The sequence below is a fragment of the Pseudomonas sp. GW823-FHT02F05 genome (genome assembly GCF_058797315.1).
This window is the reverse complement of the sequence record NZ_JBXAJM010000002.1, coordinates 92,864-105,637: the sequence shown is the minus strand read 5'-3', so window position 1 is coordinate 105,637 and position 12,774 is coordinate 92,864. Positions and strand designations below refer to the sequence as shown.

Sequence of the window (12,774 nt, the reverse complement as noted above, 5' to 3'; positions counted from 1 at the left end):
TCGACGGTTTGAAGGTGCGTTACGGCGCCATCTAGGCGGTCAAGTCCGTGGACCTGCAGATCGCCGAGGGTGAGCGCGTGACGCTGATCGGCGCTAACGGCGCGGGCAAGACGTCCAGCCTCAAGGCCCTGACCGGGCTGTTGCCGGCCGCGGCGGGGCAGATCCACTTTGCCGGACGTTCGATCCTTGGCCTGGCGCCCAATGAACTTCTACGCCGGGGCATTGCGATGGTCCCGGAAGGGCGCGGCATCTTCGCCCGCATGAGTGTGCTGGAGAACCTTCAGGCGGGGGCCTTCCTGCGTCGTGATCAGCAGCAGGTGAACCGCGAGATCCGCCAGTTGTTCGAGCACTTTCCACGGTTGGAAGAACGCTTGCAGCAGTCCGCCGGATTGCTGTCCGGCGGCGAGCAGCAAATGCTCGCCCTGGCCCGCGCGTTGCTATCCCGGCCGCGCCTGCTGGTGCTGGACGAACCCTCCATGGGGCTGGCACCGATCATGGTGGAGAAACTGTTTCAGGTGATCGATGACGTCTGCCGCCAGGGTATGACCCTGCTGCTGGTGGAGCAGAACGCCCGACTGGCGCTGCAGGTCACCGACCGTGCCTACGTGATGGATACCGGACGCATCAGCCTGAGCGGTGCCTCGCGCGACTTGCTCGACGATCCTGAGGTGCGCGCCGCTTACCTCGGGGAATGAATTAACCACTGACGCTACCGGACGCCCGGCGTGTTCCGACAAGCCCGTTCAGGCCATTTAGGCCTGTGAGATACAGGAAATACCGATGAAAACTTCTGCCCCCTTCAAACTCGTCGTGCTGCTCGGCTTGGCGCTTGGCAGCCTGGCCAGTGCAGTGGCTCAGGCCGACCAACAAATCCTGATCGGCCTCGCTGGCCCCCTGACCGGCCCTTCGGCGCGGATCGGCAAGGACCTGGAAAACGGCGCGCAACTGGCCATCGACAAGGCCAACGCCCAGCACCCGAAAATCAATGGCGAAGCGGTGAGCTTCAAACTGGTCTCCGAAGACGATCAGTCCGATCCACGCACCGCGGTCTCGGTTGCCCAGCGTCTGGTGGATGCAGGCGTGGTCGGCGTCGTCGGTCACTGGAACACCGGCACCAGCATTCCGGCGGCGCGGGTCTACCACGACGCAGGGATTGCTCAGGTAGCACCGGTCGCCACTGGCCATGCCTACACTCAGCAGGGTTTTGACACCAGCTTCCGGATCATGGGGCACGACGATGACGGTGGTCAGGTTGCGGGCGACTACGCGCTGAAAACCCTCAAGGCCCGCCGCATCGCCGTGATCGATGACCGCACCGCATTCGGTCAGGGGCTGGCGGACCAGTTCGTTAAGTCCATCGAGGCCGGAGGTGCCAAGGTCGTGGCCCGTGAGTACGTGGACGACAAGACCATCGATTTCAGCGCGGTACTGACCAATATCCGCAGTCAGAATCCTGACCTGATTTTCTTCGGTGGCGTCGATTCTCAGGCCGCGCCTCTTGCCCGGCGGATCAAGCAGTTGGGGATCAAGGCACCGTTGATGGGCGCCGGCGGCTTTGTCAGCCAGACGTTTCTGCAACTGGCGCAGAACGAAGGTGAGGGCGTGATCGCTCTCGAACCAGGGCTGGCGGTGGCGCAGATGCCTGGCGGCAAGGCTTTCGACCAGGCCTACCAACAACGCTTCAAGGCACCGATCGAGCTGCATGCACCGTTTGCCTACGACGGCGTCGGCGTGTTGATCGCGGCCATCGAAAAGGCCGATTCGACCGACCCGCAAAAGTACCTGCCGGTACTGCGCACTATCAGTTACCCAGGGGTGACCGGAACCATTGCATTTGATGCCCAGGGTAACCTGCAAAACCCGACCTTCACCGTGTACCAGGTCAAGGCCAACCAGTGGCTGCCGGTGAGTGTGGCGGGCGGCGCTAAATAACCAGGCTAAATCTGCGGACGAACCGGTGGGTTCGTCCGCTTCCGTGGAGCTGATGGAGGCACACAATGAGCAAACTCGAAGGTGAACTGGGCATCCTCGCCCGGCGGCGGATTGAAGCCGAAATCATCAAGCCGATCTACGACATCCTGGTGCGCGAGCACGGCAAGCAACATGCCGCCGCGGTGATCGGCGAGGCGGTGGGCAATGCCGCGATCAAGGCTGGAAAACATTTCGCCGCCCTGGAAGAAAAGGGCGCAGACCTCGAAAGTTTCGTCGAGCTACAGGTCCTCTGGGAGCAGGACGATGCGCTGAAAGTCGAGATCATCGCCAGTGACGCCGAACACTATGACTACGACGTCAAACGCTGCCGCTATGCCGAGATGTACCACGAGATGGGCCTCGGCGAGATCGGTCATCTGCTGTCGTGCAACCGCGACGAACTGTTTATCGTCGGCTACAACCCGGACATCGAACTGACCCGTACCCAGACCATCATGGGCGGAGCGCCACGCTGCGACTTCCGCTACCGGGCCAAGCCCCAGGACAAACCTCAGGACCCACGTTCATGAGCGTCCTGGCGCGAGTCAATGGCGAGCGCCTCTGGGACTCGCTGATGGAGATGGCGCAGATCGGTGCCACCGCCAAGGGTGGTGTGTCGCGGCTGGCGCTGAGTGACGAGGACCGTCGTGGCCGAGACCTGTTCGTGGTCTGGGCCGAAGCGGCCGGTTGCAGCATACGGGTCGATGCCATGGGCAATATCTTTGCCCGACGCGCCGGACGCAATGACCAGTTAGCACCGGTGTTGACCGGCTCCCACGGCGACTCCCAACCGGCAGGCGGCAAGTTCGACGGCATCTACGGCGTACTGGCGGGACTGGAAGTGCTGCGCACTTTGAATGACCTTGGGATCGAGACCGAACGGCCCATCGAAGTTGTTAACTGGACCAATGAAGAAGGCTCGCGGTTTGCCCCGGCGATGATCGCTTCCGGTGTCTATGCCGGGGTGTTTGACTTGGAATACGGCCTGTCGCGGACCGATGCCGAGGGCATCAGCATCGGTCAGGCGCTGGAGCAGATTGGCTATGCTGGCGCGCATCCGGTGGGCGGCCAAGCGGTGCATGCGGCCTTTGAACTGCATATCGAACAGGGCCCGATTCTCGAAGCTCAGGACCTCACCATCGGTGTAGTCACCGGGGCTCAAGGCCAGCGCTGGTATGAAGTCGAACTGATCGGCCGAAGCGCCCACGCCGGCACTACGCCGATGGATCACCGACTGGATGCCTTGCTCGGTTTCGCCCGGGTGGTGGAGGCGGTCAATCAGTTGGGCCTGGAACAGGGGGCCGAGGGCCGTGCCACCGTGGGCATGGCGAACGTCTTTCCCAACTCACGCAACGTGGTGCCCGGACGGGTGTTCTTCAGCGTCGAGTTTCGTCACCCGGATGAGGCGGTGCTGGCTCGGCAGGATGTGCAGTTGCGCGAGGTGGTGGAGCGGATTGCAGGGCAGATGGGTTTGCAACACAACGTCAAACAGATCTTCCAGTACGCGCCGATTGCCTTCGACAGTGGCTGCGTAGAGGTCGTGCGTGCGTCCTGCGAAGCCCTGGGTTACAGCCATCGGCCGATGATTTCCGGCGCAGGGCATGATGCCTGCTACCTGAACTGTGTGGCCCCAACTGCGATGATCTTCGTGCCTTGCGTGGACGGCCTCAGCCATAACGAAGCCGAGGAGATTCATCCCCACTGGGCCACTGCCGGAGCCGATGTGCTGTTGCAGGCGATGCTGGCCAAGGCTGGCGTCTGACCGTCAGCGGGGTAATTTCGTCCGTGCCGTGGTTGTCGAGGGCCCAGGCAGTGCTGCACCGAACCACCACTCTCGACCATACGGCATAAGTCAGTACGTTTGATTATTGGACAGGGAAAGTTGAACCGGTGGATGCTGGGAATCCTCTTGATTACGGAGTTCTTCATGAGTATTCGACGCCAACTCAAACTTGGCGCCTTCATGCGTCCGGTCAGCATCCACACCGGCGCTTGGCGTTATCCCGGCGCTTATGGTGACGCCAACTTCAACTTTGCTCATCTCAAGCGTTTTGCTCAAACACTGGAGCGTGCTCGCTTCGATGCGTTCTTCATGGCCGATCATCTGGCCTTGCTCAATATGCCCATCGAAGCGTTGAAGCGCAGCCATACCGCCACTTCGTTCGAACCCTTCACCTTGTTGTCTGCACTCAGTCAGGCGACCGACCACATCGGGCTGGTGGCGACGGCCTCGACCACCTACGACGAACCGTTTCATATCGCCCGGCGTTTTGCCTCGCTTGATCATCTGAGTAACGGTCGTGCAGGTTGGAATATTGTCACTACGGCTAACCCTGATGCGGCGTTGAACTTTGGCCTGGAGCAGGCATTTTCCCATGATGAGCGTTATGCGCGCGCGCGGGAGTTTTACGATGTGGTGACCGGGCTTTGGGACAGTTGGGCGGATGATGCCTTTATTCGCGATGCCGACAGCGGCGTCTACTTCGACCCGGACAAGCTGCATACACTCGATCATCAAGGCCGATATCTGAACGTTCGCGGACCGTTGCATATTGCCCGTCCGGTGCAGGGCTGGCCGGTGATCGTTCAGGCCGGCTCTTCGGAGCCCGGGCGCCAGTTGGCCGCCGAAACAGCTGAAGTGATTTTCGTTGCTCCGGGCACGCTGGAGGAGGGCCGAGCGTTCTATGCCGATATCAAGCGCCGCATGCGGGAAATAGGTCGACACCCCGAACACTTGAAGATTCTTCCTGGCGCCTTTGTGGTGGTGGGCGATACGAAGGAGGACGCCCGGCGAATCCGCGCGCACCTCGACAGCCTTGTGCATTACCAGAGTGCGATAGCTTCTCTGTCCATTGCCCTTGGAACAGATGCCACGAAATTTGATCCCGACCAGTTTCTGCCGTCGATACCTGAAACCAACGGCAGCCAAAGCGCCCGTGAACGGGTGCTGGCGCTGGCTGATCGTGAGCAACTGACGGTACGTCAACTGGCTCAGCGCCTTGGTGGCTACGCTGGCCTTTCGTTCGTGGGGACGGCTCAGAGCATTGCCGATGAGATGCAACAATGGCTGGAGACTGAAGGCAGCGATGGCTTCAACATCATGTTTTCGTGGCTGCCGGGAGGGCTCGATGATTTCGTGGCCAAGGTCGTTCCCGAGTTACAACGACGTGGCATTTTTCGGCGCGAGTATGAAGGATCGACCTTGCGCGAAAACCTTGGATTACCTCGTCCGGCAAATCGGTTCTTTACCTAGACGTGATGATCTGTGTGTTTTCAGGCACATCGACGTTTCGCGTCAACTCGTTCGCCCTGTAATTTTTTGCCATTCTGACCCTTTCAAAGAAAATGAGAACTTCCATGCAACCGTTGTTCACCGCCGCTGATTCCGAGTTTGATAGTGTTCGTTTCGTCCTCACCGACATGGACGAGCCCCTGACTTACCAAGGCCGCTTGGCGGCCGCTACGTACACTGCGCTTGAGCGTTTGCAAGCGTATGGCATCCGCGTTATTCCGGTCACGGCAGCACCCGCCGGGTGGTGCGATCAAATGGCTCGGATGTGGCCAGTTGACGGAGTGATCGGGGAAAATGGAGGGCTGTTTTTCCAGCGCGCAGTCGGTGGGCATGAGTTGCGGCGGCACTTCTGGCCCAATATGGCAGTCGCAACTTTCGCCAGCAGCTGTGGCGTTATCGCATGCGTCAGAGTATGAGCCGCCGAGGAAACTGCTGGGATAATGCGCCAATGGAGCGGGTTTTTCGCAGCTTGAAAACAGAGTGGATACCAACCACTGGCTACATGACCGGCCACCAGGCTCAGAGAGACATTAGCCAGTACCTGATGCATCACTACAACTGGATCCGACCTCATCAATTTAACGATGGACTGGCCCCAGCGAAAATGGAAGAAAAACTCAAAACCGTGTCCGGGATGAGTTGACCACTACAGTACATCTTTGAGGTAGGCATGACAATTTATCAAAAGCACTCACATGTGTTAGCTCAGCTTGATAGAGAAAATCGTTGGGATTTTGAGTCCTCGCACTCATCCGAGATCTCTAGGATCTGGAGTTTGCTGACCGCGCGCGAGCCTAAAATATTCAATGGGCCGGTTTTGATGTCGCGTGATGTGTCGGGGGATTATTCCACGCTGAAGGTGAGTCTGCTTCGGACCTCCTATGCGGCTTTCATGGCATGGCGCGAACTCAAACATCCGAGCAGGAGCGCAAAGCTCTGCTTTCCGATTGCGGCAATCAAGACGTCGGATGATTTTTTCCTTCTAGGCACTATGGCTGCACATACCTCGAATGCGGGAATGAGCTACTTCCCCTCCGGAACGTTGAATGACGACGATGTGCTGCAAGACGCGACGGTAGACTTAGAGCGTTCGCTCATTCGAGAAGTTGAGGAGGAAACGGGCCTGACACTTGAAGATTTCTCCCTAGCAGACGAATGGATTAGAGTTGAGAATGACGTGCGTTGCGCCTTTTTCAAGGAAGCGCAGTTGAAGTGGTCGCGCTTGGACGTCTCAGACCGGATTGAAACATTTCTAGCGGGGCAGGTAGATCCAGAACTGTCTGGCGTCGTGTTCGTAAAAGAAGCGTCAGATCTGGATGGACTCAGCCTGCCCGCAGTCCAGCGAGAATACTTTGAAAGGATTCTGCCTGATCGTTAAATGCGTTTGATGTGTTATCCAAGGTCGATCGCGCATGGAAAACCCGAGTATCGAGTACACCGACAAGCAACGCTGGTTCGCCCTCACCAAGATAAACACCCTCTCGGCCCTGTCGCAGATCGTGCAGATCGGTACAGTTACTCCGCTGCTGTCGCTTTCGCTTGAGCAGCAAGGTGTCGAGCCGGTAAGGATCGGCGTTGTTGTGAGCGCCTCGTGGTTGGCGATCCTGCTGCTCTACAAATGGATTCCTCGCGTGCTGGCCCATTTAGGGCTCGTCAAGACTAATATCCTCAGCTCTGCGCTGACTGTTACTGCGCTGATAGGTATGAGCCTGACAACCCAACTGGTACTTTTCTTTGCGCTGAATTTTGTGCTGGGTGTCGGCTTGATCCTGCGCTGGATCGCCTGCGATACCTGGATTGTCGCGATTGCCTCGAAAGACGAGCGCGGCCGGGCGATCGGCGTACATGAGACCTTGATGGGCCTGGGTATTGCTGTTGGCCCGCTGCTGTTGGTGGTATTCGGCGTCGGGAGCGCCGCGCCTTACTACGCCTGTGCCGTGATCGTATTGTTGTCCGGCGCGCTGGCCTTAGCCCTCAAGGACTACGATACGCAGCCGCAAACCCCGGAAGAAAAACGCCATGGCAAGTTGTTCAGCGTTATCCCTACTGCGCTGTGTGGCGCATTCATCGCGGGCTTTTCGGAAACCTCATCTGTATCGTTCCTTGCAGGCTACAGCCTCTCGGCCGGTTATCTGTTGACCGCCGCGACCCTGCTGATCTCGGTGTTCGGCACTGGTGGCACCGTCCTGCAACTGCCGATCGGCTGGATGGCCGATCGCAGTTCGTACAAAGTCGGTCAATTAGTCTGCGGTTTGATACTGTTGCTGGGCACCCTGACCATTCCGTTCAGCCAGCCGTTTCCCTGGCTGGCGACGATAATCGTGTTCCTCTGGGGCGGCGCCATTGGTGGCATGAACACGTTGGCAGTGATCGAGGCGGGAGACCGGGTGGGCGAACATCAAGTGTCCACCGCGATGACGGCCATCGCGATGTTCTACACCTTGGGCAGCGTATTGGGCCCGATTGCCACGGGCGCCACAGTGTCCTACGTCAGCGCGCATGGATTGATGATCTCGGTGGGGGTAGTCGGTGTGCTATTTAGTGCAATGTTGATGTTGCGCAGAGCCCCCGCTCAAGAATGATCTGCATAGCTTCCATGTCGATACTTATGCATGTTGGACAGAACTAATTCTGGCCGACGTCTACCCGCTCGGCCAGAAAGTCCAAAAACGCGCAGCGGCAGGTAGCCGCCTGGCCAGCCTATACGGCCTGGACTTCCAAGCCGCTCACGCACCATTCGTCCCTGAGCTATTTTAATATGCTATTTATTGAGTTCGTTGTAATTTCTTATTCTTTCCTAATCTATTAGAAGATAAGGCACAGTCCGCATTCCTGGCGATGGTCTCCATCGCTCATCGACAGCGAGGCTGAACGGCCGTTTCCCCGCGGAGCACGTAATGGGTGTGAATCAGAACCTGCACTTCGGTCTCATTGGTCAAATGTTCAAAAGCGACTATAGCTGGCTTTGCGCACGCGTTAACCGGGCGATGGGGTGCCCACATGGGGCTCAGGACATTGCGTCCGAAACCTTTTTGCGAGTGCTGGCGCTGCCGGACCCTTCGTCGATTCGCGAGCCTCGGGCGTTGCTTACGACGATCGCGCGCCGGTTGGTGTATGAAGGTTGGCGCCGTCAGGACCTGGAGCGGGCTTATCTGGAGACCCTGGCTCAGGCGCCGAAATGGGTGCATCCATCGCCTGAAGAGCGGTTGCTGTTGATCGAAACGCTGTTGGAGGTGGATCGCCTGCTCAATGGCTTGTCGGTCAAAGCCAAAGCGGCGTTCTTGTATCACCAACTGGATGGTTTGACTTACGTACAGATTGCCGAACGATTACAGGTATCGGTGAGCAGGGTGCAGCAATACATGGCGGATGCGTTCAAGCGCTGTTATTTGGCGATGGAGCAACCATGAGCAGTGCTTCGCCCGACGAAGTAATGATTGATGAAGCTGCGCAGTGGATGGTGTTGCTGCAGTCGGGTCATGCCAGTACGCAGGAGCAAGCGGCTTTCGATTGCTGGCGTGAGTCGGATCCTCGGCGCGCGGAGGTTTTCAATCGAATGGGCGCCAGCGTTGCGGTGTTGGGCAGTGAAAACTTGCGGCGCGTGCCCAGAGACGGCCTGTTGCATACCCTCAATGCGCCGTCGGGGCGTCGACACTTTTTGCGCAATACCTTGGCATTGGTGAGTTTCGTTTCTTTGGCAGGCTTGGTTACACGCTTGTCCGATACCTGGGCTCCAGCAGGTCTGCTGAGAACGGGTACGGGCGAGCGCTTGAATGTAACGCTGGATGACGGCAGTGCGCTGAGCCTGGCGGCACGCAGCAAAGTGATGCCGCTGTTTGACCGACAGCAGCGGTTGCTGCAGTTGCTTGATGGGCAGTTGCTGGTAGACGTGGCCAAGGACAGCGCCAGGCCGTTTATTGTCGAAACCAGCCATGGACGCATGCAGGCATTGGGCACCCGGTTTGTGGTGCAGCAGCAGGCAGATCGAACGCAGATCACCATGCTGCATTCGCAGGTCGAGATCACCACGCGTAACGGCTCACGGCAACTCATCAAGGCGGGGCAGCAGGCGACGTTCAATCAGGACGGCGTCCTGTCCCTGCACGCCTCTGCGGGCGATGAAGCCGCATGGACCCAGGGTCTGCTGGAGGTACGCAACCGTTCCTTGGGCGAGGTAGTGGAGGCGCTGCGGGACTATCGGCGCGGCATTATCCGCGTCAGTCCAGAGGCGGCGCGCCTGCGCTTGAGCGGGATTTTCCCGTTGGATGACAGCGACAGCACCTTGCAATTGCTGGCCAAGTCTTTGCCGGTGCGGATCGACTATCACAGCGCGTATTGGGTCAGCATTGAGCTTCGCTGAAAATAATTGCGCGGCTGCCTATAAAAATCACGTTGAAGTTGCACAACCCATAAACAAGCTCGGTTTTGCCCGCCAATAACCGCGCCAGCCTTCGTTATAAACCCATGCTTTTTTGGCCTAAACCCAGGCCTATAAAAAACGCCGCCCGGTTGCTCAACCCATCAACCTGACAACAATGATGGGAACTTCAAACCATGCACATCACACTCCCCGGTCGCCTGTTGCTGGCGGCGGCGTCGCTGGCCATCGGCGCCACACTATTGGGCCAGAGCGCGTTTGCGGCCACGTCTGCGGCCGTATCGGCCAGTCAACAGCAAGCGTTTGAGTTCGAACTGGCCGCGGGCCCGCTCGACCAGACGCTGCTGAGCATCTCGCGGCAAAGCGGCTTGAGCATTTCGTTCCAGCAAGACTTGGTGCAGGGGCTTAGCAGCGCAGCGGTACGCGGGCGTTTTAGCACCGAACAAGCCTTGCAGCGGGCCCTGCGTGGGTCGGGCCTTGATGCGCTGCCCAGCGGGGCCGGCGGCTGGGTGTTACAGCGCGCACCCACGACGCCGGTGAAGTCCGTGTCCGCCGCCGCAATCCCGGGCGATGTGGCGTTGCAGAAGGTGGTGGTTACCGGCTCGCGCATTGCACGCGCCCAGGTGGAGGGCCCGTCGCCGGTCACGGTAATCAGCGCCGACGAGATCGCCAACCGTGGCTACAAAAACGTCTACGACGCCATCGCCTCGCAAACCCAGAACACCGGCATGACCCAGGGCGAAGACTACGGCAATACCTTCCAGCCCGCCGCGAGTGCCCTTAACCTGCGGGGGTTGGGCCCCAATCATACGCTGGTGTTGATCAACGGGCGGCGCATCGCCGATTATCCCACCGCGTACGATGGCAGCGTTAACTTCACCAACCTGGCGAATATCCCGTCGGTGATGATCGAGCGCATCGAGATCCTCAGCAGCGGCGCTTCGGCGGTGTATGGCTCGGATGCGATTGCCGGGGTGGTCAACATCATCCTCAAGGACAAGATCAGCGGTGTGGACGTCAATCTGCGCGGCGGGGGCACCGAGCGTGGTGGCGGTGACAACCAGCGCTTGCAGCTCAGCGGCGGTGACAGTTGGGGTGATTTCGACGGCGTGTTTGGCCTGGAGCTGACCAACCGTCAACCGATCTGGGCTGATCAACGTGGCTTCATGAATGACGGCCCGGCCAAGGATGTCGGCTACCGGCGCAACCTCGACAGTGGCCAATACATGGGGCCCGGTTGCGGCGCCTATGGCGGCATCTACAACGGCAAGCTCGGTGGCAGTGGCAGCCGTTGCACCACCAACCTGTACTACAACGATTACTGGACCCTGCAGGCGCAAAAGGAAAACTACGACGGCTATACCCGTGGCACCTGGCACTTCAGCGATACTGGCAAGGTATTTGCCGACCTGATGTTCGGCTTCGACCACACCCAGAACAACACGCGCGGCCCCAGCTTTACCTCGCCGGACTTCATCAACCAGAACACCGGGAACCTGGAGCGCTGGTCGCGCAATTTCGCCGGCGAAGAAATCGGTGGCAAGACCAGTAATAACAGCAAATGGCGTGAAGTCTCCTGGACCGGCACCCTGGGCCTGGAAGACAAAGTTGGCGACAGCGGCTGGGGTTATCAGTTGGCAGCTAATCGCTCGGAATACACCAGCACCCGTAACACCCGCTACACGCCGCTGAGCGGCATTCGCGATTACTTCCTGGGCCCGCAACTCGGTACCCAGGATGGTCACCCGGTGTATGCCCCGGATCCCTCGCGACTGGACCGGCCGCTGACCGAAGACGAGTGGCGCCAGTTTCGCGGCAACCTTGTGCAAAAGAGCAAGTCGGTATCCCAGACCTTCAGCGCCAATATCAACGGCGACCTGTTCGAGCTGCCGGCGGGGCCCGTGGCGTTTGCCGGTGTGACCGAAGTGGGGCGCCAGTCCTACAAAGTCAATGTCGATGACCAGCTCAACGATGGTACCTTCTACAACACCACGCCGGCGTCCAACTCCGGTGGTTCACGTGACCGTTATGCGGCGGGTGGCGAGTTCAGCATCCCGCTGACCGACACACTGCTGGCGTCCGCCGCCGGGCGTTGGGACCAGTACAAGTTCAGTGGCCGCACCGAGCAGCAGAAAACCTACAACCTGGGCTTGGAGTGGCGCCCGGTCACCAGCCTGTTGCTGCGCGGCAGCTACGGCACCAGCTTCCGCGCGCCCGACCTCAATTACCTGTACCAGGCCAGTACCAACGGCTATACGCCTGACCAGATCGACTACTACGGTTGCAGCAAGGGGGTGGAGGGCGCCTGTGATCGCGGGCGAGTCGATTACACCCAGAGCGGCAATGCCGACCTGGCGTCTGAGCGGGGCAAGTCCTGGACCTATGGGTTTGTCTGGTCGCCTTCCCGTCAGTTCGATTTCTCTGCGGACTTCTGGCGCGTCGAGATCAAGGACCTGCTGACCACCGTCGATATCAACCGCCTGCTGCAACAGGAAAACCAATGCCGCAACGGTCAACTCGATGCGGCGACCTGCGAGGACGTGCTGGCGCGCATCCAACGTAATACCAGCACCGCAGCGGTCGACCCCAATGTGCTGCAACGCGTACAAATCAACGCGATCAACGCCGCCAGCGAACGGGTCAGCGGCCTGGACTTGAAGAGCAATATCCGCTGGGGCGCCGGCCAGTACGGTGCGTTCAGTTCTGCAATCGGCTACAGCCTGGTGCTGTCCCATTACCTCAAGGAGTCGGACGACGCGCAAACCCAGGACCTGCGCACCAGCACTGACAACCACGACTGGCGCAGCAAGGTCAACGCCAGCTTGACCTGGGACTTCCAGCGCCTGACCACCAACCTTACTGGTATTCGCTACGGCAGCGTTACCAACGGTTCCGGTGATGGGCGCCTGTCGCCTTGGACCACCTTCAATGCCAGTGCACGCTACCGCGTAAATGACCAAGCCAGCGTCGGCCTGACCGTCAACAACCTGTTGAACCAAGTCAAACACGATGACTCCGCCGGCTGGCCGTACTACCCCAGCGGCAACTACGACCCCTATGGTCGCCAGGTCTGGCTGGACGTGAGCTACCACTTTGGCAAGTGATGCGTGAACGCATAAGGACATGCGTTATT

General features: G+C 59.3%; 11 protein-coding genes and 1 pseudogene. All 12 read left to right on the top strand.

Going from position 1 to position 12,774, the window contains the following annotated elements; all coding sequences use genetic code 11:
* Window positions 1–47 precede the first annotated feature (47 nt).
* The 12 genes and pseudogenes from AC1RAC_RS03030 to AC1RAC_RS02975 all read left to right on the top strand — a co-directional run bounded on the left by AC1RAC_RS03030 (window position 48) and on the right by AC1RAC_RS02975 (window position 12,745).
* Window positions 48–695, top strand: coding sequence for an ABC transporter ATP-binding protein (locus AC1RAC_RS03030; protein ID WP_492616172.1), 648 nt, complete (start codon window positions 48–50; stop codon window positions 693–695).
* Window positions 696–780: 85 nt separating this feature from the next.
* A complete protein-coding gene (locus AC1RAC_RS03025) occupies window positions 781–1,932 on the top strand; it encodes a branched-chain amino acid ABC transporter substrate-binding protein (RefSeq protein WP_492616171.1) in 1,152 nt (383 codons plus the stop codon).
* Window positions 1,933–1,997: 65 nt separating this feature from the next.
* Window positions 1,998–2,501: an L-2-amino-thiazoline-4-carboxylic acid hydrolase gene (locus AC1RAC_RS03020; protein ID WP_492616170.1), complete on the top strand. Its 504-nt coding sequence runs from the start codon at window positions 1,998–2,000 to the stop codon at window positions 2,499–2,501.
* Entirely contained in the window at window positions 2,498–3,733 is a 1,236-nt protein-coding gene (locus tag AC1RAC_RS03015) for a Zn-dependent hydrolase (protein WP_492616169.1), read from the top strand. Before AC1RAC_RS03020 ends, AC1RAC_RS03015 begins: the two co-directional genes overlap by 4 nt.
* A 165-nt stretch (window positions 3,734–3,898) precedes the next feature.
* Window positions 3,899–5,224, top strand: a complete 1,326-nt coding sequence (locus tag AC1RAC_RS03010) for an LLM class flavin-dependent oxidoreductase (protein WP_492616168.1) — start codon at window positions 3,899–3,901, stop codon at window positions 5,222–5,224.
* Window positions 5,225–5,328: 104 nt separating this feature from the next.
* Window positions 5,329–5,679 (top strand): hypothetical protein, encoded by a 351-nt coding sequence (locus tag AC1RAC_RS03005; RefSeq protein WP_492616167.1) that lies wholly within the window; start codon window positions 5,329–5,331, stop codon window positions 5,677–5,679.
* A pseudogene (locus AC1RAC_RS03000) lies at window positions 5,616–5,906 on the top strand (integrase core domain-containing protein); the annotation flags it as partial. The gene AC1RAC_RS03005 and the pseudogene AC1RAC_RS03000, both read left to right, overlap by 64 nt.
* A gap of 27 nt (window positions 5,907–5,933) precedes the next feature.
* The gene (locus AC1RAC_RS02995) at window positions 5,934–6,641 is read left to right on the top strand and encodes an NUDIX hydrolase (protein WP_492616166.1); all 708 of its coding nucleotides are present in this window, start codon (window positions 5,934–5,936) and stop codon (window positions 6,639–6,641) included.
* 34 nt (window positions 6,642–6,675) lie between these two features.
* Window positions 6,676–7,845 carry an MFS transporter gene (locus AC1RAC_RS02990; protein ID WP_492616165.1) on the top strand — a complete coding sequence of 390 codons (1,170 nt, stop codon included), beginning with the start codon at window positions 6,676–6,678 and terminating at the stop codon, window positions 7,843–7,845.
* Window positions 7,846–8,160: 315 nt separating this feature from the next.
* Complete coding sequence (locus tag AC1RAC_RS02985) at window positions 8,161–8,673, top strand: sigma-70 family RNA polymerase sigma factor (protein WP_492616164.1); 513 nt, start codon at window positions 8,161–8,163, stop codon at window positions 8,671–8,673.
* Window positions 8,670–9,623, top strand: coding sequence for a FecR domain-containing protein (locus tag AC1RAC_RS02980; RefSeq protein ID WP_492616163.1), 954 nt, complete (start codon window positions 8,670–8,672; stop codon window positions 9,621–9,623). Before AC1RAC_RS02985 ends, AC1RAC_RS02980 begins: the two co-directional genes overlap by 4 nt.
* 194 nt (window positions 9,624–9,817) lie before the next feature.
* The gene (locus AC1RAC_RS02975) at window positions 9,818–12,745 is read left to right on the top strand and encodes a TonB-dependent receptor (RefSeq protein ID WP_492616162.1); all 2,928 of its coding nucleotides are present in this window, start codon (window positions 9,818–9,820) and stop codon (window positions 12,743–12,745) included.
* The last annotated feature ends 29 nt before the right edge of the window (window positions 12,746–12,774 follow it).